Origin of the sequence: Hydrogenophaga sp. NFH-34, from assembly GCF_021401345.1 — a bacterium.
In the GTDB taxonomy this organism is placed as follows: domain Bacteria; phylum Pseudomonadota; class Gammaproteobacteria; order Burkholderiales; family Burkholderiaceae_C; genus Hydrogenophaga; species Hydrogenophaga electricum.
Genome location: NZ_JACBGE010000007.1, coordinates 165,920 through 185,412, shown reverse-complemented (window position 1 = coordinate 185,412; position 19,493 = coordinate 165,920). Strand labels below are relative to the sequence as shown.

At 69.1% G+C, this 19,493-nt stretch carries 15 protein-coding genes; 3 read left to right on the top strand and 12 right to left on the bottom strand.

Going from position 1 to position 19,493, the window contains the following annotated elements:
* Window positions 1-8 precede the first annotated feature (8 nt).
* The 5 genes from L0977_RS08870 to L0977_RS08850 all read right to left on the bottom strand — a co-directional run bounded on the left by L0977_RS08870 (window position 9) and on the right by L0977_RS08850 (window position 4,603).
* On the bottom strand, window positions 9-692 hold the full coding sequence (locus L0977_RS08870; RefSeq protein WP_234264497.1) for a glutathione S-transferase family protein: 684 nt from the start codon (window positions 690-692) through the stop codon (window positions 9-11).
* Window positions 689-1,447, bottom strand: coding sequence for an enoyl-CoA hydratase/isomerase family protein (locus tag L0977_RS08865; RefSeq protein WP_234264496.1), 759 nt, complete (start codon window positions 1,445-1,447; stop codon window positions 689-691). The genes L0977_RS08870 and L0977_RS08865 overlap by 4 nt, the downstream gene beginning before the upstream one ends.
* Window positions 1,448-1,516: 69 nt before the next feature.
* On the bottom strand, window positions 1,517-2,824 hold the full coding sequence (locus L0977_RS08860; RefSeq protein WP_234264495.1) for a TRAP transporter large permease: 1,308 nt from the start codon (window positions 2,822-2,824) through the stop codon (window positions 1,517-1,519).
* A 24-nt stretch (window positions 2,825-2,848) separates the two neighbouring features.
* The gene (locus L0977_RS08855; protein ID WP_234264494.1) at window positions 2,849-3,382 is read right to left on the bottom strand and encodes a TRAP transporter small permease; all 534 of its coding nucleotides are present in this window, start codon (window positions 3,380-3,382) and stop codon (window positions 2,849-2,851) included.
* Window positions 3,383-3,448: 66 nt separating this feature from the next.
* Window positions 3,449-4,603: a C4-dicarboxylate TRAP transporter substrate-binding protein gene (locus tag L0977_RS08850; protein ID WP_234264493.1), complete on the bottom strand. Its 1,155-nt coding sequence runs from the start codon at window positions 4,601-4,603 to the stop codon at window positions 3,449-3,451.
* A 257-nt stretch (window positions 4,604-4,860) separates the two neighbouring features.
* Here L0977_RS08850 and L0977_RS08845 point away from each other — a divergent pair, with 257 nt between their 5' ends.
* Genes L0977_RS08845 through L0977_RS08835 form a run of 3 tightly spaced genes read left to right on the top strand, consistent with a single transcriptional unit; the run spans window position 4,861 to window position 8,965 of the window.
* Complete coding sequence (locus L0977_RS08845) at window positions 4,861-6,966, top strand: 3-hydroxyacyl-CoA dehydrogenase NAD-binding domain-containing protein (protein ID WP_234264492.1); 2,106 nt, start codon at window positions 4,861-4,863, stop codon at window positions 6,964-6,966.
* 53 nt (window positions 6,967-7,019) lie between these two features.
* Window positions 7,020-8,204, top strand: coding sequence for an acetyl-CoA C-acyltransferase (locus tag L0977_RS08840; RefSeq protein ID WP_234264491.1), 1,185 nt, complete (start codon window positions 7,020-7,022; stop codon window positions 8,202-8,204).
* A complete protein-coding gene (locus tag L0977_RS08835) occupies window positions 8,201-8,965 on the top strand; it encodes a crotonase/enoyl-CoA hydratase family protein (RefSeq protein WP_234264490.1) in 765 nt (254 codons plus the stop codon). The genes L0977_RS08840 and L0977_RS08835 overlap by 4 nt, the downstream gene beginning before the upstream one ends.
* Before the next feature lie 71 nt (window positions 8,966-9,036).
* On the opposite strand, the gene L0977_RS08830 is transcribed toward L0977_RS08835, so the two are convergent.
* The 7 genes from L0977_RS08830 to L0977_RS08800 all read right to left on the bottom strand — a co-directional run bounded on the left by L0977_RS08830 (window position 9,037) and on the right by L0977_RS08800 (window position 19,467).
* Complete coding sequence (locus L0977_RS08830; protein ID WP_234264489.1) at window positions 9,037-10,614, bottom strand: acyl-CoA synthetase; 1,578 nt, start codon at window positions 10,612-10,614, stop codon at window positions 9,037-9,039.
* Window positions 10,615-10,647: 33 nt separating this feature from the next.
* The gene (locus L0977_RS08825) at window positions 10,648-12,231 is read right to left on the bottom strand and encodes an acyl-CoA synthetase (RefSeq protein WP_234264488.1); all 1,584 of its coding nucleotides are present in this window, start codon (window positions 12,229-12,231) and stop codon (window positions 10,648-10,650) included.
* On the bottom strand, window positions 12,228-13,007 hold the full coding sequence (locus L0977_RS08820; RefSeq protein ID WP_234264487.1) for an enoyl-CoA hydratase/isomerase family protein: 780 nt from the start codon (window positions 13,005-13,007) through the stop codon (window positions 12,228-12,230). The genes L0977_RS08825 and L0977_RS08820 overlap by 4 nt, the downstream gene beginning before the upstream one ends.
* 26 nt (window positions 13,008-13,033) lie before the next feature.
* Window positions 13,034-15,022, bottom strand: coding sequence for an acetyl-CoA carboxylase biotin carboxylase subunit (locus tag L0977_RS08815; RefSeq protein ID WP_234264486.1), 1,989 nt, complete (start codon window positions 15,020-15,022; stop codon window positions 13,034-13,036).
* A gap of 14 nt (window positions 15,023-15,036) precedes the next feature.
* Window positions 15,037-16,194: an acyl-CoA dehydrogenase family protein gene (locus L0977_RS08810; protein WP_234264485.1), complete on the bottom strand. Its 1,158-nt coding sequence runs from the start codon at window positions 16,192-16,194 to the stop codon at window positions 15,037-15,039.
* A 20-nt stretch (window positions 16,195-16,214) separates the two neighbouring features.
* Complete coding sequence (locus L0977_RS08805) at window positions 16,215-17,834, bottom strand: acyl-CoA carboxylase subunit beta (RefSeq protein ID WP_234264484.1); 1,620 nt, start codon at window positions 17,832-17,834, stop codon at window positions 16,215-16,217.
* Window positions 17,835-18,297: 463 nt separating this feature from the next.
* Window positions 18,298-19,467, bottom strand: a complete 1,170-nt coding sequence (locus tag L0977_RS08800) for an acyl-CoA dehydrogenase family protein (protein ID WP_234264483.1) — start codon at window positions 19,465-19,467, stop codon at window positions 18,298-18,300.
* Between the last annotated feature and the right edge of the window lie 26 nt (window positions 19,468-19,493).

The following is a 19,493-nucleotide window of genomic DNA, read 5'->3' as shown; positions in this document are numbered from 1 at the left end:
CCCCGCGCTCAGGCCTGCAGGGGGCTGGGGGCCTTCACCCCCTGGGCCTGCGCGGCCGCGGCCTGGGACTGTTTGGCGCGCAAGAAGCCTGGGCGCGTCTGCAGGCCCGCCCAGTAGCGCTGCACGCGCTCGGGGAACTCGCTGTCGAGACCGATCTGGCAGGCCAGCTGCAGCGCGTAGCTGACGGCGATGTCGGCGGCGGTGAAGCGGCCCGCGCACAGGTGCTGCGGGTCGTTTGCCAGCGCCGCGTCGACCGCACGCAGGCGCGCCAGGAACCACTTGGCGTAGTCCTCGGCCACCTGGGGCTGGCGCCGTTCGGGGGTTTCGAAATAGCGGTAGCGCAGCACCAGCGTCTGCGGGAAGGTGAGCGTGGCATCGCTCATGTGCAGCCAGTTCAGGTAGGCGCCGTACGCGGCTTCGGTGGGTTGCACGTCGAGTCCGCCGGGATCGTTCAGCGCGGCCAGGTACTGGCAGATGCCGGCCGACTCGGTCATGCGCACGGCGCCGTGCACGAACAGCGGAATGGTGCCCAGCGGGTTTTCTTCCAGGTAGTGCCGCGCCGCGTAGCGCGGCGGGAACGGCAGCACGCGCAGTTCGTAAGGCAAGCCCAGTTCTTCCAGCGCCCAGAGCGGGCGGAAAGAACGGGCGTCCAGGCAGTGGTAGAGCACCAGGGGTGCCGATGCGGTGTTCACGGGGTTTGTTCTCCAAGGGAATGGATGCGCCGGGCTGTTTCGGGGTCGGCGAAGCAGGCCAGCGCCGCCCGCCTTTCCCCTTCCAGCGCGGCGGGCAGGGCGCTCAGATCGCGCACCAGCGCTTTCTTGAGCAGGCGGGTGGCCAGCGGCGAGCGTTCGGCCACCTGGTGGGCCAGGGCCAGCGCGGTGGGCAGCATGTGATCGCGCGGCACGACCCGGTTGATCAGGCCCAGGGCGTGCAGGCGCTGCGCGTCCAGGCGCTCACCGAGCACAAGCAGTTCCATCGCACGCTGGTGCCCCAGGGCTTGCGGCAGCAGGTGGGTGACGCCCCCGGTGACGAAGTGGCCCAGCTGCATTTCGGGGAAGAAGCCCACGAGGTCGTCGGCCGCCACCACCAGGTCGCAGTTGAGCACCCATTCCAGCCCACCACCGACCGCGTAGCCATGCACGGCACCGACCACCAGCTTGGGTCCGAACAGCAGGTCGCGCGTGATGACCTGGATGTCGTCGCACATGCGCGCCATGCGCTCGGGCGACTGCGCCTGCTGATCGAACTCCTTGAGGTCGTCGCCCGCACAGAACGCGCGGCCGGCGCCGGTGAACACGATGACGCGGGTATCGGGATCGCGCTGGGCGCGCTGCAGGGTGTCGTGCAGGTCGGCCAGCAGGCTGCCGCCGATGGCGTTGAGCCGGTGCGGGCGGTTCAGCGTGACGAGGCTGACCGGCCCCTGGGTCTGCAAGAGGACGTCGGGCATGCGGAAATCTCCTGGAGCGTGAGGGGACCGGGATTATCCCGGCCCGGGGCCGCCGGTTCGGCACCCGCCTCACTTGCCCCAGTTCGGCAGGAACAGCACCAGATCGGGGAAGCACATCATGAGCAGCAGCACGACGAAGTCCGCGACCAGGAACCAGAAGATGCCCTTGAAGATGCCGGTGGTCGATATGAGGTTGCCGACCACGCCCTTGATGACGAAGACGTTCATGCCCACCGGCGGCGTGATCATCCCGATCTCCAGCAGCTTGGTCAGCACCACGCCGAACCACACCAGGCTGAGTTCGGCCGAGTTGATGATGGGCAGCACGATGGGCAGCGTCAGCAGCATGGCGCCGATGGGTTCGAGGAACATGCCCAGCAGCAGGTAGATCATCACGATGCCCAGCAACACCCAGACGATGTCGGCGTTCTGGCCGATGATCAGTTCGGAGATGTAGGTGCCCGCCCCCGACAGCGCCAGGAAGCGCTGCAGCAGGCTGGCGCCGATGCCGATGATGAGCAGCGCGGTGGTGGTCAGCAGGGTTTCGAGAATCGCGTTCTTGAAACGCTCCCAGCTCAGCGAGCGGGCGATCAGCGCGACCACGCAGGACAGCAGCGCGCCGATGGCACCGGCTTCGGTGGGCGTGAAGATGCCGCTGAACAGGCCGCCGAAGATCCCCAGCATCACGAGCACGATGGGCCACACGTCCTTGAGCGCACGCATCTTCTCGGCCATGGGAATGGCTTCCTTGACCGAGGGGGCGAGTGCCGGGTTCAGCTTGACGCGGATCAGGATCACCAGGATGTAGCTGAACATGGTCAGCAGACCGATGGTCACGCCGCCCAGGAACAGCTCGGTGATGGACGTCTGCGCGATGATCCCGTAGAGGATCATGATGATCGACGGCGGGATCAGCGCGCCGATGGTGCCGCCGGCGGCCACCGTGCCGGTGGCCAGCTCGGCGCTGTAGCGCTGCTTCATCATTTCGGGCACGGCGATGCGGCCCATGGCGGCCGAACAGGCGACCGACGATCCGCACACCGAGGCGAAGCCCGCGCAGCCCAGGATGCCCGAGATCGCCAGGCCACCCGGCACGCCCGACAGCCACATGCGCGCCGCGCGGAACAGCCCCTCGGTCAGGCGCGCGTGGTAACACACGAAGCCCAGCAGCAGGAACATGGGCACCGAACTGAGCACCCAGTTGGTGGAGAACTGGTAGGGGATCACGCCGAGCGAGCCCCAGGCCACGTTCCAGCCCATGAGGTACCAGATGCCGGAGAACGACACGGTGATCATGCAGATGCCGATGGGCACCCGCAGCGCGATGAGGGTGAGCAGCAGGCCGATGCCGACCAGGCCGACTTGTACGTCTGTCATTGGGGAAACGTCCTTGGGAAAGGGTCAGTCGTCGCTGTCGGCCCGGGCACGCTCGACATCGAGCCCGGAGGGCCGGTTGGTGAGGTAAACGATGAACTTGTAGACCACCACCAGGAACATCAGCAGGCAGCCCAGCGGCAGAAAGAAATAGGTGGGCCAGACGGGCAGGCTGTCTTCGCCCTGCACGATGGACGCCTTGATGCCGTACTTGCTCAGGGCCTCCTCCCAGGAGCGCAGCGTCATCAGCGCGAACACCACGGCGGAAAACAGCAGCATCCAGCCCGCCAGGTGTTTCTGCACGCCCTTGGGCAGGCGCTCGGTGATCACCTCCACCGAGATGTGGGCCGACTTCTGCTCGGCAAAGGCCAGCGGCATGAAGGCCGCGATCGCCATGTAGTAATACGAGACGATGGTGATGGTGCCCGGCAGGGGGTAGTTGAAGACATTGCGCGAGACCACGTCCAGCGTGATGTGGACCATCATCAGCGCGATGGCCAGGCCTGAGATGACCGTCACCGAGTCGATCAGTCTGGAGAGGAATTTGCCGATGGCGTGCATGGCGACACCTTAGAGGGAATGGAAAAGGCCAGGGGACCGCCAGCGACGGCGGCCCTCCGGCAGGCATCAGAGGCCGTAGGCGCCGGCATCCACCTTCGAGAACACCTCGGTCCAGTACAGGTCGGCCAGCTTTTCACGGCTGTCGACGCCCTGCACCAGGCCCACCCACTTTTCCAGCACCGGGCGGAACTGCGCCAGCATTTCCTCGCCCCGCTTGACGCCGTGTGTCTTGGCGAAGAACTCGACGATGGTCTTCATGTCCTGCGCGGCGAAATCGCGGGTCTTCTGCAGCAGCGCCGGGTCGGGCTGGTGCACGCGCCCACCGCGCTGGGTCACCAGGTTCAGCACGTCCTTTTCACGCTGGTGGTAGACGTAGGGAATGTAGGCCGGCATCACCGTGCCCGCGCGCAGCAGGGCCTGGCGCTGTTCCTTGGTCAGGCTCTTCCAGACGCGGCTGTTGACCTGGGTCACGCCGGTGCCGGCAAAGATGCCACCAGGCACCTGCACGGTGACGTCGCTCACGGCTTCCAGCAGGCCCAGGTTGGTGAGTTCGGGGATCGACACCACCACGCAGTCCACCACGCCCTGTTTGAGCGCTTCGAGCGCTTCGTTGGACGACATGGTCACCGGCTGCGCGCCCATGGCACGCGCCCAGCGCGACCAGTGCGAGCCCGCCACGCGCAGGCGCTTGCCCTTGAGTTCGGCTTCGTTGCGCACCGGCTTGTTGCAGTTGAGGTAGTAGGGCGAGCTGGCGGCCGGCCCGGTGAACACCTGGTTCTGCTTGGCGAACTCGGCCTGGCATTCCGGGCACTTGGTGAACACGAATTCGGACAGCGCGCCCACGTAAGCCATGCCTTCGCGCCCACGCACCCGGTCGTCCATGGTGAGCAGCTGCATCGACGATTCGGCCAGCAGGTTGAAGTGCGGGTACTCGGCCGGGAAGTACGGGGCCAGCAGGTAGCCGATGTCGGCGAGACCATCGCGCAGCCCGGCCGAGGTTTCGGCAAAGTTCAGCAGCGACAGCGGGAACACCCGCACGTTGAGCTGGCCGTTGGTGAGCTTCTTCACCTCGGCCGCGTAGGCCTGGCCGGCCTTGTCGGAGTCCGAGCCCGGGGGAAAACCCATCGCGTAGCGCAGGTCGCGCGCCTGCGCGCTGGCGGCCCCGAGGGCCAACGCTGCGGCCATGCCGGCGCCAGCCAGCGTTCCCAACCATTTTTTCATCAGTCGCATAGGAGTCCTTGAAGCGGTGTGGCGGTGCCCAGACCACCCGAAAATTCGAAGCGCCGGCCCCCGGCAGAGGCCTGCGCCAGACACCCCGCAATGGTGGGGACACCCCCCGTGTCCGTCTTGCGTCCATTGGCTGGACCGGGGCCGGGTTTTACCGGGGGCGGCTGCACGCGGCACCAACCAGTCGGCGCAAGACAGGCGCGGGCGGCCCTCCTACAGTCCCCCAGTCCCTTCGCTGATCGGAATTGCCCATGTCGACCACCCCCGTGACCCTGAAGACCGAAGGCGCCATTGGCGTACTGGTCATCCAGAACCCGCCCGTCAACGCCCTCTCCCCCGCCACCGTGCAGGGCCTGATCGAGGGCCTCGCCGCCTTCGAAGCCCGCCCCGAACTGCAGGCCCTGGTGCTGCATTGCGAAGGCCGCACCTTCGTCGCCGGCGGCGACATCGCGGCATTCGAAGACCCGGCCTTCAGCGCCGCGCCGTACAACCAGTTCCTGGGCCGGCTCGAAGCCAGCCACCGCCCCGTGGTGGCGGCCCTGCACGGCACGGCCCTGGGTGGCGGCCTGGAACTGGCCATGGCATGCCACTGGCGCGTGGCCGCGCCCACCACCCGCGTCGGCCTGCCCGAGGTCAAGCTCGGCCTGATCCCCGGCTCGCTGGGCACGCAGCGCCTGCCGCGCCTGGCGGGCGCGCAGCGCGCGCTGGACATGATGCTCAGCGGCCGCATGGTCGGTGCCGCCGAAGCGCAGGCCGCCGGCATCATCGACGAGATCAGCGATGCCCCGCCGCTGCAGGCCGCGCTGGCCCGGGCCCAGGCCCTCGCCCTGGCGGGCGGCACGCCGCGCCGCACCAGCGCGCTCACGGTGGACCCGGCCTCGCTGCCCGACGGGCTGCTCGACCAGGCGCTGGCCAAGGCGCGTTCGCAACCCCAGTACCCGGCCCACGAAGCCATCGTCGAGAGCGTGCGCGCCGCCGCCACCCTGCCCTTCCCGCAAGGCGAACAGGTGGAAGCCGAGTGGTTCGCCCGCGTGCTGCGATCGGGCACCTCGCAGGCCATGCGCCACCTGTTCTTCGCCGAGCGTGCGGCCGAAAAAATCCCCGGCCTGCCCAAAGACGTTGCGCTGCGCCCCATCCGCAAGGTGGGCGTGCTCGGCGCGGGCACCATGGGGGGCGGCATCGCCATGTGCTTCATCAACGCCGGCTACGACACCGTGCTGGTCGAGGCCAGTTCCGAAGCGCTGGAGCGCGGCCTGGCCACGATCCGCAAGAACTACGACGCCACCGTCAGCAAGGGCCGGCTGGCCGCCGAGGAGCGCGACCGCCGCCTGGCCCGGTTGACGCCCTCGCTCAACGACACCGACTTTGCCGACTGCGACATCGTCATCGAAGCCGTGTTCGAGAACATGGCGCTCAAGCAGCAGATCGCCCAGCGCCTGGGCGCCATTTGCAAGCCCGGCGCCATCATCGCCACCAACACCTCGACGCTGGACGTGGACCAGATCGCTGCCGCCTCCGGGCGCGCGGCCGACGTGCTGGGCACGCACTTCTTCAGCCCGGCCAACGTGATGCGCCTGCTGGAAGTGGTGCGCGGCGCGCAGACCGCGCCCGACGCCCTGGCCACCGTGATGCAGCTGGCCAAGCGCATCGGCAAGGTCGCGGCCGTCTCGGGCGTGTGCTACGGCTTCATCGGCAACCGCATGGCCGAGGTCTACATGCGCGAAGCCGAATTCCTGCTGCTCGAAGGCGCGACACCGACACAGATCGACGGCGCCATCGAAAGCCTGGGCCTGGCCATGGGGCCGTGCCGCATGCTCGACATGGCCGGCATCGACGTCGGCGCCAAGACCGTGATCGAGTACGAGAAGGCCGGTGGCCTGCCGCCCGACCCGACCTACCGCGTGGTCGTGCGCAAGCTGTTCGAACTGGGCCACTTCGGCCAGAAGACCGGCGCCGGCTACTACCGCTACGAAGGCCGCACGCCGCTGGCCAACCCCGAGACGCAGGCCGTGTGCGAGGCGCTGGCGCAGCAGCACGGCATCGCCCGCCGCAGCGACATCACCGACACCGAGATCATCGAACGCCTGATCTACAGCATGGTCAACGAAGGCGCGCGCATCCTGGAAGAAGGCATCGCCTACCGCGGCAGCGACATCGACGTGGTCTGGACCGCCGGCTACGGCTTCCCGGTCCACCAGGGCGGCCCGATGTTCCTGGCCGACCAAACCGGCCTGCCGCTGCTGGTGCAGCGTCTGGACCACTACGCCGCCGTGCGCGGCAACCCCTTCGGCTACTGGAGCGTGAGCCCGCTGCTGCGGCGCCTGGCCGCCGAAGGCGGCCGCCTGTCCCGGTCCTGACCCCCTGCGCCGCCAGCGGCGCCCGATCCCTCACCTGTCTACGGAGCCATTCCATGAGAGAAGCTGTCATCGTGTCCACCGCCCGCACCCCCATCGGGCGGGCCTTCAAAGGGGCGTTCAACCACACCAAGTCGCCCACGCTGATGGCGCACGCCATCCGCCACGCGGTCGAACGCGCCGGCATCGAGGGCGGCGAGATCGAGGACGTGGTGATCGGCACCGTGCTCAGCGCCGGCACCGCCGGCATGAACCTCGCCCGCAACGCGCTGCTGGCCGCCGGCCTGCCGCTGAGCGTGGCCGGCCAGACCATGGACCGCCAGTGCGCGTCGGGCCTGATGGCCATTGCCACCGCCGCCAAGCAGGTCACCGCCGACGGCATGGACGTGGTCGTGGCCGGTGGGCAGGAGAACATCTCGGCGGTGCAGAACGCCTACATGAAGTGGGTCGCGGCCGAGGCCGACCCGGCCGTCATCGCACGCGCCGCGCATGCCTACATGCCGATGCTGCAGACGGCCGAGTTCGTGGCGAAGAAGTACGGCATCGGCCGCGACGCGCAGGACGCCTATGCGCTGCAGTCGCAGCAGCGCACCGCCGCCGCCCAGCAGGCCGGCCGGCTCGACGCCGAGATCGTGCCCATCGCCACACAGATGGCGGTGGTCGACAAGGCCACCGAACAGGTCAGCTACCGCGACATCACGCTCGCACGCGACGAGGGCAACCGCCCCGAGACCACGCTCGAAAGCCTGCAGTCGCTCAAGCCCGTGCTCGAAGGCGGCGTGATCACCGCGGGCAATGCCAGCCAGCTCTCCGACGGTGCGTCGGCCTGCGTGGTGATGGACCGCGCCCTGGCCGAAAAGCGCGGCCTGGCCCCGCTGGGCCTCTACCGCGGCATGGCCGTGGCCGGCTGCGCCCCCGAAGAAATGGGCATCGGCCCGATCTACGCCATCCCCAAGCTGCTGCAGCGCCACGGCCTGAAGGTCGACGACATCGGCCTGTGGGAACTGAACGAAGCCTTCGCGTGCCAGGCGCTGTACTGCCGCGACCACCTGGGCATCGACCCGGAGCGCTACAACGTCGACGGCGGCGGCATCTCCATCGGCCACCCCTATGGCATGACCGGCGCCCGCCTGGTCGGCCACGCGCTGATCGAAGGCAAACGCCGCGGCGTGAAGTACGTGGTGGTCACCATGTGCGTGGGCGGCGGCATGGGCGCGGCCGGCCTGTTCGAGGTGGCATGAGCGACGAGCTGCAGATCGAGCCGCACGGGCCGGTGCGCGTGCTGCGCATCAGCCGCCCGCAGGCGCGCAACGCCATGACCGGCACGCTGGCGCGGCGCATCGCCGCCGCCATCGACGCGCTGGAGGCCGACGACACCTGCCGCGTGGCGGTGATCACCGGCGACGGCGGGCACTTCTGCGCCGGCATGGACCTCAAGGCCTTCACCCAGGGCGAACTGCCCTGGGACCCGGTGCGCGGCTTCGGCGGCCTGACCGAGCGCCCGCCGGCCAAGCCCATCATCGCCGCCGTGGAAGGGTATGCGGTGGCCGGTGGCTTCGAGCTGGCGCTGGCCTGTGACCTGATCGTCGCCGCCGACAACGCCCAGTTCGGCCTGCCCGAGGTACGCCGAGGCCTGGTGGCGTCGGCCGGCGGGCTGATGCGGCTGCCGCGCCGCCTGCCCTACTTCCTGGCCATGGAAATGGCGCTCACGGGCGACCTGCTGTCCGCCGAGCGCGCCTGGTCGCAGGGCCTGGTGAACCGGCTCGCGGCGCCCGGGGAGGCCCTGGCGCAGGCGCTGCAACTCGCCGCACGCATTGCCGAACAGGCCCCGCTGGCGGTGCGCGCCAGCAAACGCATCGTGATCGAGTCGGCCACCTGGCCGGCCGACGAGATGTTCGCCCGCCAGGCCCCGCTGGCCGACCCGATCGGCCACTCGGCAGACGCGCTCGAAGGTGCGCGCGCCTTTGCCGAGAAGCGCGCGCCGGTCTGGCGCGGTCGTTAGAGGCAGCCCCCCGCGAAGCGCCACCGGCGCTCCACGCAGGGGGAAGCCGCGTCAGCGGCGCAGGGGGTGCTTCAGGTCTCCCGCAGCTTGTACTTGAGCACCTTGCCGGTCGGGTTGCGCGGCAGGGCATCGACGAGGCGCATCTGCTTGGGCACCTTGTAGCGCGCCAGGCGCTCGGTGGCGAAATCGCGCAGCTCGTCCAGCGTGAGCTGGCTGCCCGGCTTGAGTGCCACCACCGCCACCACCGCTTCGCCCCACTGCGCATCGGGCACACCGATCACGGCGACCTCGGCCACGGCGGGGTGCCCGAACAGCACGCTCTCGACCTCTGCCGGGTAGACGTTTTCGCCGCCGGTGATGATCATGTCTTTGACCCGGTCGCAGATGTAATAGAAGCCCTGCTCGTCGAAGTAGCCCACGTCGCCGGTGCGGAACCAGTGCTCGGTGTCGATCGCGTTGCGCGTGGCTTCGGGCTGGTTCCAGTAGCCGCGGGTGACGTTCATGCCCCGCACGCAGACCTCACCGCGCGCGTGCGGCTCGGTCACTTTCTGGCCATCGGCGGTCATGATGCACACGTCGGTCAACAGGGGCGACACCCCCACCGAACCGATCTTGGCCGTGGCCCATTCGCTCGACAGCGCGGTCGCCATGGCAGCCGTCTCGGTCAGGCCGTAGCCCTGTTGGACGAGGATGCCGCGCTGGTCCAGCAGGTGCAGCAGCGGCTCGGGACACGGCGCGCCACCGCACATCACGGTGCGCACGGTGGACGTGTCGGCGCTGGCGAAGTCCGGATGCTGGCTGATGAACAGCAGCATCGCCGGCACCGCGAAGATGGTGGTCACCCGGTAGGCCGCGATGTCGCGCAGCGCCAGGCCGGGGTCGAAGCCCCGGTGCAGCACCATGTGCGCGCCCTTGAGGAAGTTGGTGAGCGTGAGCACGTTGAGCGCGCCGATGTGGAACACGGGCGCGAAGGTCAGCAGCACGTCGTCGGGACGCATGTCGAGCATCACCAGCTCGTTGACGTGGTTCCACCAGAAGTTGCCCACGGTCAGCATCGCGCCCTTGGGCCGGCCGGTGGTGCCGGAGGTGTACATGATCACCGCCACGTCGTCCTGGTGCGGCTGGTGCGCCTCGCTCACGGGCGTGGCCGCCGCCATCGCCTCGGCCGCACCGGGCCAGCGCGCTGGGTCGGCCGGCTGGCCGTGGGCGCACAGGTAGCGCTGGCAGTGCAGCCGCTCGCGCACCGATTCGATGACCGCGATGTGGTCGGTGTCGACCAGCAGCGTGTGCACGCCCGCGTCGTTGATGATGTATTCGAACTCGGGCCCGGCCAGGCGGAAGTTCAGCGGCACGAAGATGGCGCCGATCTTGGAACACGCGAACAACGCGACGAAGAACATCGGGTGGTTGAACCCGAGGTAGCCGACGCGGGTGCCCGGCTCGATGCCGCCGGCGCGCAGGGCGCCGGCCAGGCGGTCGATGTCGGCCAGCATCTCGGCATAGGTCCAGGTGCGGCCCTCGAAGGTCAGGGCCTGGCGGCCACCGTCGCGCCGCGCGCGTTCGGTGAACCACTGGCCCATGGCGATCTTGGGCCAGGGCGCGGGCACGCCGCCGAAGCCGTCGGCGGGCAGGGATGGAATCGGGCTCATGCGCTTGTCTCCGTTTTTTCTGGGGGATGAAACTCAGGGGGCAGGTTGCCGCAGGCGCGCCTTGAGCACCTTGCCGGTGGGGTTGCGCGGCAGCGCATCGACGATACGCAGCTCGCGCGGCAGCTTGTAGCCGGCCAATTCCTGCCGCGCAAAGGCCTGCAAGGCTTCCAGCGTGAGCTGCTCGCCCGGCTTCAGCGCGGCCACGGCCACCACGCGTTCGCCCCAGCGCTCGTCGGGCGCGCCGATCACGGCCACCTCGGCCACGGCGGGATGGCGGTAGAGCACGCTCTCGACCTCGGCCGGGTAGACGTTTTCGCCACCGCTGATGACCATGTCCTTGAGGCGGTCGCAGATGAAATAGAAGCCGTCTTCGTCGACGTAGGCCACGTCGCCGCTGTGGAACCAGCCCTCGTCGTCGAAGGCCGCTGCCGTGGCGTCGGGGCGATTCCAGTAGCCCCGCATCACGTTGCCCCCGCGGATGCACAGCTCGCCGCGCTGGTGGGGTTCGGTGATCAGGCGGCCCTCATAGTCCTTGAGGCAGACCTCGGTCAGCAGCGCCGGCGTGCCGCAGGAACCGAGCTTGTCGATGCTTCGCTCGGGGATGAGCAGGCTGACGGTGGCGGTGGTTTCGGTCATGCCGAAACCCTGGTTGACCGGAATGCCACGCTCGGCGTAGCGCTGCAGCAGCGGCAGCGGCATGGGCGCACCGCCCACGGCGATGGTGCGCAGGCTGGACAGGTCGGCGGCTCCGAAACCGGGGTGCTGGCTCATGAACAGCAGCATCGACGGCACCGCAAAGGTGACGCTCACCCGGTGGCGGGCGATGTCGTGCATCACGGCCTCGGCGTCCCAGGCCCGGTGCAGCACCAGGTGGGCGCCGGCCTGCATGGCCGGCATCGAGACCGAACACAGGCCACCGACGTGGAACAGCGGCGCGAAGTTGAGCACCACGTCCTCGCAGCGCAGGCCGTTGCTCAGGATGCCGTTGAGGTTGTTGGTCCAGAAGTTGCCGTGCGTGAGCATGGCGCCCTTGGGGTGACCGGTGGTGCCCGAGGTGTACATGATCAGCGCCACGTCGTCGGGCGCGGTGGGTTGCTCGGCCGGCACCGCGGCGGCCGGGCGGTCCAGCGCCGGCAGCGTTGCCCAGCCAGGGGCTTCGCCATCGAGCGCGAGGTAACACGGGCAGCGCAGCCCGTCGCGGATGCCATCGACCACCGGCCGGTGCGCCGCATCGGCCAGCAGCACGCGCAGGCCCGCGTCTTCGGCGATGAAGGCGATCTCCGGCCCGGAGAGGCGGAAGTTCAGCGGCACGAAGATGGCGTTGAGGCGCGCGCACGCGTGCAGCGCGACCAGGAACAGCGGGTGATTGAACCCCAGGTAACCGACGCGGTCACCCGCTTGCAGGCCCTGCGCCGCGAGCACGGCGGCCATGGCCTCCACGCGCTGCTGCAGCTCGGCATAGGTCCAGGTGCGCTCGTCGCAGGTGATCGCCGGCCGGTGCGGGTGGCGTTCGGCCACGCGGCGCAGCCAGGTCGCCAGGCCGAGCACGGGCGTGGTCAAACCGGCGCGGGAACCGGGCCAGTCCGGCAGGGACACCGCAGGCGCGCCAGCGTTCATCGGCCGGTCCACACGGGTTTGCGCCGCTCGTTGAAGGCAGCCAGGCCTTCCCGGGCGTCTTCGGTCATGGCCAGCAGCGCGATCTGGCTCTCGGTGTAGGCGATGGCCTGGTCGAACGACATCGCCTCGATGGCGCGCATGGCGTACTTGCCGCGCCGGATGGCGGTGGGCGACTTGTCCACCAGCCGGCCCAGCAGCCAGTCGACCTTGGCGTCCAGGTCGGCGGCCGGCACCACGTGGTTGAGCAGGCCGGCGTCGAGCGCATCGGCCGCGCTCAGGGGCTCGCCGGTCAGCGCCCATTCGCGCACGGTGCGGCGCGGCACCAGGTCCTGCAGCAGGCTGAGCACCTGCATCGGGAACACACCGACCTTGACCTCGGGCAGGCCGAACAGCGCGTGGTCGGCCGCCACGGCCAGGTCCACCATGCACAGCAGGCCCATGCCGCCGGCCATGCAGGTGCCGTTGACGCGGGCGATGAGGGGCAGCGTGGCGTTCTGTGCCTCGCGCAGCAGGTCGGCGTAGTCGACGCTGGGCTTGGAGAAGTCGAACGCGAAGCCCTTGCCCGGCTGCAGGTCGCCACCGGCGCAGAAGGCCTTGTCGCCACTGCCTGTGAGCACGATGGCGCGCACCTCGGGATCGGCGTGCGCCTGGCGCAGGCCTTCGCGCATGAGCGCGATCACGCCCGCGTGCAGGGCATTGCGCTTCTCGGGCCGGTTGATGGTGATCCAGAAAGCCTGGCCGCGTTTTTCCAGCAGGACTTCGGGCGCTTCACTCATGGTCTTGTCTCCTTGGGTCCGGGTCTTCAGGCCGCCACCGGCGCCTCGATCTCAGCGAGCACGCGGCGTGCCGTGACCTGTTCACCCACGCCCACGCTCAGGCCGAGCACGCGGCCGGCCACCGGGGCCAGGTGCACGTGCTCCATCTTCATGGCTTCGAGCGTGACCACGGGTTGACCGGCCTCGACCTGGTCGCCTTCGGCCACCAGCACCGCGACCACGCGGCCGTTCATGGAGGCCCGCACCTTGCCGTCGCCACCGCTGTCGCTGGCGCGCTGTGCGGCGCTGCGGGTCAGGTCGGTCACGGTCACGGGCTGGCCAGCGTAATGCAGCCAGAGCTGGGCACCGTCGCGCACGAAATCGGCGCTTTCCATGACCCCGTCGAGCACCACGCGCACCCGACCGGCGTCGCCCTGGGTGTCGGTGGCCACCAGCGCCACGCCGTGCTCGGTTTCCCCGATCGTGACCAGGAAGTGCTCGGGACCGGTCTGCGCCACGTGCACGCTGTGGCGCGCGCCGTTGACTTCCAGCAGCAGGCCCACGGGCAGGCGGTGGGCGAGGCGGCGCAGCAGGGGCCGCGCCGGCGCGCCGCCCGCGGTTTCGAACAGCAGTGCGGCCGCCAGCACCAGCGCCCGCTCGCGCACGGCGGCGTCGGGCTGCAGCAGGGCATCCTGGTGGCGGGCGATGAAGGCCGTGGTGGCGCCGCCTTCGGCGAACACCGGGTGGCGCAGGCAGGCGCCCAGGAACACCTGGTTGGTGGTCACGCCCAGCGCCACGGTCTGGTGCAGGCCCTGCAGCAGGCGGCGGCGCGCTTCGTCGCGCGTGGCGCCGTGGGCGATCACCTTGGCGATCATGGAGTCGTAGAACGGCGGAATCTCGGCGCCGCTGCGCAGCGCCTGCTCCACGCGCAGGGTCTGCGCGGGCTGCCACAGGCGCAGCGTGCCGCTCTGGGGCATGAAGCCGCGGTCCACGTCTTCGGCGCACAGGCGCACCTCGATGGCGTGGCCCTGGAAGCGCACGTCTTCCTGGCGCAGCGGCAAGGCCTCGCCCGCGGCGACCCGCAGTTGCAGTTCCACCAGGTCGAGGCCGGTGATGGCTTCGGTGACCGGGTGCTCCACCTGCAGCCGGGTGTTCATCTCCATGAAATAGAACTGGCCCTGCTGGTCGAGCAGGAACTCCAGCGTGCCCGCGCCTTCGTAGCGGATGGCCTTGACCGCGGCCACCGCGGTGGCGCCCATGCGTTCGCGCAGGGCCGCATCCACAGCGGGCGACGGCGCCTCTTCCACCACCTTCTGGTGGCGACGCTGCACCGAACAGTCGCGCTCGCCCAGGTGGATGGCGTTGCCGTGGCGGTCGGCGAAGATCTGGATCTCGATGTGGCGCGGCTCGATGATGGCGCGCTCCAGGATCACCTCGGCGTCGCCGAAGGCGTTCAGCGCTTCGGACTGCGCGCTGCGCAGCAGCTCGGGAAACGCCTTGGCGCTTTCGACCAGGCGCATGCCGCGCCCGCCACCGCCGGCGGTGGCCTTGATCATCACCGGAAAGCCGATGCGTTCGGCCTCGGCCGCCAGGCGCGCCTCGCTCTGGTCCTCGCCCTGGTAACCGGGGATGCAGGGCACGCCCGCGTCCATCATGATCTGCTTGGCACCGGCCTTGTGGCCCATGGCGATGATGGCTTCGGGCGACGGACCGATGAAGACCAGGCCGGCGTCGCGGCAGGCGCGCGCGAAGTCTTCGTTCTCGGCCAGGAAGCCGTAGCCGGGGTGCACCGCGTCGGCGCCGGTGCGGCGCGCGGCCTCGACGATGGCGTCGATGCGCAGGTAGCTCTGCGCCGGCAGCGGCTCGCCGATGCACACCGCCTGGTCGGCCTCGAGCACGTGGCGCGAACCGGCGTCGGCGGTGGAGTAGACGGCCACGGTCTGGTAGCCCATGGCACGGGCGGAGCGGATCACGCGCAGCGCGATCTCGCCCCGGTTGGCGATCAGGATCTTGTGGAAAGGGGTCGCAGTGGTCATGGTGGGCAGGGCGCTCAGGCGGCTTTCTTGGGGAAGATGCCCATGTTCTTGGACAGAATCTGCAGCATCACCTCGTCGGCGCCACCGCCGATGGAGCTGAGGCGGAAGTCGCGGTAGAAGCGCGAGATGAGGCTCTCTTTGACGAAGCCCATGCCGCCCCAGTACTGCAGGCAGCTGTCGGTCACCTGGCGCACCAGGCGGCCCACCTTGAACTTGGCCATGGTGGCCACGTGGGTGGCGTCTTCGCCGCGCACGATCATTTCCACGCCACGCCAGTTCAGCGCGCGCACGGCCTCCACCTCGGCCTGCAGTTCGGCCAGCTTGAAGTACACGACCTGGTTGTCCAGCAGCGGCTTGCCGAACACCTGGCGATCGCGTGTGTATTCGATGGTGATGTCGATGGCGCGCTGTGCGAAGGCGCAGGTGTTGAGCGCGCCCCACAGGCGCTCGACCTGGAACTGCTCCATCTGGTAGATGAAGCCCTGCCCCTCCTCGCCCACGCGGTAGCGCTGCGGCACGCGCACGTCGTCGAAGAACAGTTGCGCGGTGTCGGAGGCGTCCATGCCGATCTTGCGGATCTTCTTGGCAACCTCGACGCCCTTGGTCTTCATCGGCACGATGATGAGCGACTTGTTCTTGTGCACCGGGCCGTCGGAGGTGTTGGCCAGCACGCAGCAGAAGTCGGCCTGCGTGCCGTTGGTGGTCCACATCTTGCCGCCGTTGATGATGTAGTCGTCCCCGTCCTTGCGCGCGGTGGTCTTGATGGACGCCACGTCGGAGCCGCTGCCCACTTCGGACACGCCCAGGCAGCCGACGTATTCGCCCGAGATGGCGGGCGCCAGGAACTCGGCCCGCAGCTCCGCACTGCCGCGGTGGGCCAGCGCCGGCGTGCACATGTCGGTCTGCACGCCGATGGCCATGGGAATGCCGCCGCAGTTGATCTGCGCCAGCTCTTCGGCCAGCACGGCGGCGTAGGAATAGTCCAGCCCCATGCCACCGTTTTCGACCGGCTTGTTCAGGCCCAGCAGGCCCAGTTCGCCCATCTGGCGGAACACCTGGTGGGCGGGGAAGATTTCGGCCTCCTCCCAGGCGTCCACATGGGGATTGACCTTCTCGGCAATCCAGCGGCGGATGGTGTCACGGATCTGTTCGTGTTCGGGGGTGAGTTGCATGGCGGGGTTGGGCGAAAGATTCAGGGGCGGGCCACGGAGAACTGCATGGCCTGGGGTTCGCGGGCGGCGGCTTCGCGGCACAGGGCCAGCACGTTGGCCAGCACGGCGCGGGTGTCGCGCGGGTCGATGACGCCGTCATCGAGCAGGCGCGCGCTGGTGGTGAACACGCTCATCTGGCGGTCGAACCGTTCGACGATGCCCTGCTTGAGCGCTTCGATCTTGGCGTGGTCCACCTCACCTTTGCGGCGCATCGCCGCCTCGGTGACGATGGCCATGGTCTGCGCCGCCTGCTCGCCGCCCATGACCGCCGTCTTGGCGTTGGGCCACGAGAAGCAGAAGCGCGGATGGAAGCCGCGGCCGCACATGCCGTAGTTGCCAGCGCCGAACGAGGCGCCGCAGTAGATGGTGATCTGCGGCACGGTGGCGTTGGTCACGGCCTGGATCATCTTGGAGCCGTGCTTGATGATGCCGCCCTCCTCGTAGGCGCGGCCGACCATGAAGCCGGTCGTGTTGTTGAGGTAGAGGATGGGCGTCTTCGACTGGCAGCAGGCCTGGATGAAGTGCGTGGCCTTGGTGGCGCCGGCCGGGTCGATGGGGCCGTTGTTGGTGATCACGCCCAGCGGCCAGCCTTCGATCTTGAGGTGGCCGCAGACGGTGGCGCTGCCGTAGTTCTCGCCGAACTCCAGGAACTCGGAGTCGTCGGCGATGCGCGCGATCACCTCCTTCATGTCCACCGGCCGCTTGTGGTCCATCGGCATGATGCCCAGCAGCTCCTCGGTGTCGTAGCGGGGCGGCTTGAAGGCGCGCGGCGCATCGGCGGGCGTGTCGCGGTTCCAGTCGATCTGGCCCAGCACCTCGCGGGCGATGCGCAGCGCGTCGCGGTCGTCCTCGGCGAGGTAGTCGCCCAGGCCCGAGATGCTGGTGTGCATCACCGCGCCGCCGAGTTCTTCCTCGGTGGCGATTTCGCCCGTGGCGGCCTTGAGCAGCGGCGGGCCGGCCAGAAAGGCCCTGGAGCGCCCCCGCACCAGGATGATGTAGTCGGACAGGCCGGTCTGGTAGGCGCCGCCGGCGGTGGACGAGCCGTGCGTCACCGTCACCACCGGCAAGCCCGCGGCCGACAGGCGCGCCAGGTTGCGGAAGGAACTGCCACCGTGGATGAAGTCTTCGACCCGGTAGGCCATGAGGTTGGCGCCCGCGCTTTCGACGAGTTGCACATAGGGCAGCTTGTTTTCCAGCGCCAGCTCCTGCACGCGCAGGATCTTGTCCAGCCCCATGGGCTGGAGCGCGCCGGCGTCGATGCCGGAGTCGGACGCCATCACCATGCAGCGGATGCCCGAAACGAAGCCGATGCCGGCGATCACGCCACCGCCGGGCACGCTGCGGTCGAGGTCGGCCTGGTCCATGCCCAGGCCCGCGAGCGAGGCGATTTCGAGAAAGGGCGCACCCGGGTCGAGCAACAGCGCAAGGCGGTCGCGCGGCAGCATCTGCCCGCGCTTTTCAAACCGCTCGCGCGAGGCGGCCGATTTCTGGCGCGCGCGGGCTTCGTACAGACGCACACGCTCAAGCAGCGCCTGCATGCCTTCGCGGTTGGCCTGGTAGGTGTCACTGGTGACGGACAGTTGGGACTCGATGTGTGCCATAGGAATCGGAAGATTGCGCTCGGTGCCGCGGGGCCGAAGGCCTGGCGACGGTGTGGAAGTCATCGTAGGAGTGCCGCGACACAGTGTCTTGCGAGAATTGGCTGCCTGCGGCCCGGGTTGTCCCGGGGTGGCCCGGCGCCGGATCGTGACCCCCACGCTCCGCCGCTGACGCGGGTCGCTGCCCCCCGAGGGGGCTGGGCCAACCTTGGGGCGGCCCGACGGCTGGCCCGGTGCCCCCACGCTCCGCCACTGCACGAGTCGATGTCCCCAGGGAAACCGTCATTCCCGCGCACGCGGGAATCCAGCCACCTCACAGCGGCCCGGCGGCGAATCACCTGCCCCCCAACGCTTCGCCCTTGGCGCGGGTCCCGGGCACCCAGCACCCGTCATTCCCGCGCACGCGGGAATCCACAGGCAGCCCAGGCACAGGGCCGCCTCCAGCAGGGCGCCCCCGAACGCCCGCTCAGAAACCGAGCTGGCGCGCCGACAGGTCTTTCATGATTTCTTCGGAACCGCCGCCGATCATCATCACCTTGACCTCGCGGTAGATGCGTTCGCTGCGCGTACCGCGCATGAACCCCATGCCGCCCAGGATCTGCACCGCCTGGTCGGCGCAGAACTGCATGGCCTGCGTCGACAGGATCTTGGCCATGCAGGTGCGGGCGACCAGCTCGTTGGCGTCGCCCACCCCTTCGCGCAGGCGCCAGGCCAGGTCGTAGATCAGGCTGCGCGCGGCGTCGATGCGGGCGTACATGTCGACCAGCTTGTGGCGGATCACCTGCCGCTCGGACAGGCTCATGCCGAAGGTCTTGCGTTCGCGCGCCCAGTCCAGCGCCTCTTCCAGACAGACCTGCGCGTAGGCGCAGGCCTGCGCCGACATGCCCAGGCGCTCGCTGTTGAAGTTGTTCATGAACACCTTGAAGCCCTGGTGCTCCACGCCCAGCAACTGACTCGCCGGCACGCGCACGTTGTCGAAGCGCAGGTGCGCCGTGTCCGACGCCCACCAGCCCATCTTCTTGAGCGCGGTGCGCGAGAGGCCCGCCGCGTCGCCTTCGATCAGCAACGCCGAAATGCCCGAGGCGCCCTTGCTGGCCGGATCGGTGCGCACCGCGACCGTGAAGTAGTCGGCCCGCATGCCCGAGGTGATGAAGACCTTTTCGCCGTTGACGACGTAGTGGTCGCCATCGCGCACGGCGGTGGTCTTGAGCGCCGCCACGTCGGAGCCGCCCGAGGGCTCGGTCACGGCCAGCGCGGCGATCTTTTCGCCGCGCAGCACCTCGGGAATGATGCGCTGCTTCAGCGCCTCGCTGCCGAAACGGGCCACGGGCGGCAGCCCGATGGTGTGCGAGAGCAGCGACGCCCCCACCCCACCGGCGCCGCAGCGCGCAATCTCTTCCGAAACGATGAGGTGGTAGAACACGTCGGCCGGTGTGCCGCCATAGGCTTCGTCGTAGCCCACGCCCAGCACGCCCAGATCGGCGGCTTTGCGGTAGAGCTCGCGCGGAAAGCCTTCGGCCTCGTCCCAGTCGGCCGCGAACGGGGTGATCTCGCGCGCCACGAAGTCGCGCAGCGCTTCGCGGAAGGCGTCGTGTTCGGCGGTGAAGTAATGGGGCGCGGAAGGAAAGTCGAACATGGGGCTGAGAGGGGGAAAGCCCCGCA

Coding starts and splice junctions, on each gene's coding strand:
- L0977_RS08865 (WP_234264496.1), bottom strand. CDS start 1,447: ATGCCCGACGTCCTCTTGCAGACCCAGGGGCCGGTCAGCCTCGTCACG.
- L0977_RS08860 (WP_234264495.1), bottom strand. CDS start 2,824: ATGACAGACGTACAAGTCGGCCTGGTCGGCATCGGCCTGCTGCTCACC.
- L0977_RS08855 (WP_234264494.1), bottom strand. CDS start 3,382: ATGCACGCCATCGGCAAATTCCTCTCCAGACTGATCGACTCGGTGACG.
- L0977_RS08850 (WP_234264493.1), bottom strand. CDS start 4,603: ATGAAAAAATGGTTGGGAACGCTGGCTGGCGCCGGCATGGCCGCAGCG.
- L0977_RS08845 (WP_234264492.1), top strand. CDS start 4,861: ATGTCGACCACCCCCGTGACCCTGAAGACCGAAGGCGCCATTGGCGTA.
- L0977_RS08840 (WP_234264491.1), top strand. CDS start 7,020: ATGAGAGAAGCTGTCATCGTGTCCACCGCCCGCACCCCCATCGGGCGG.
- L0977_RS08835 (WP_234264490.1), top strand. CDS start 8,201: ATGAGCGACGAGCTGCAGATCGAGCCGCACGGGCCGGTGCGCGTGCTG.
- L0977_RS08830 (WP_234264489.1), bottom strand. CDS start 10,614: ATGAGCCCGATTCCATCCCTGCCCGCCGACGGCTTCGGCGGCGTGCCC.
- L0977_RS08825 (WP_234264488.1), bottom strand. CDS start 12,231: ATGAACGCTGGCGCGCCTGCGGTGTCCCTGCCGGACTGGCCCGGTTCC.
- L0977_RS08820 (WP_234264487.1), bottom strand. CDS start 13,007: ATGAGTGAAGCGCCCGAAGTCCTGCTGGAAAAACGCGGCCAGGCTTTC.
- L0977_RS08815 (WP_234264486.1), bottom strand. CDS start 15,022: ATGACCACTGCGACCCCTTTCCACAAGATCCTGATCGCCAACCGGGGC.
- L0977_RS08810 (WP_234264485.1), bottom strand. CDS start 16,194: ATGCAACTCACCCCCGAACACGAACAGATCCGTGACACCATCCGCCGC.
- L0977_RS08805 (WP_234264484.1), bottom strand. CDS start 17,834: ATGGCACACATCGAGTCCCAACTGTCCGTCACCAGTGACACCTACCAG.
- L0977_RS08800 (WP_234264483.1), bottom strand. CDS start 19,467: ATGTTCGACTTTCCTTCCGCGCCCCATTACTTCACCGCCGAACACGAC.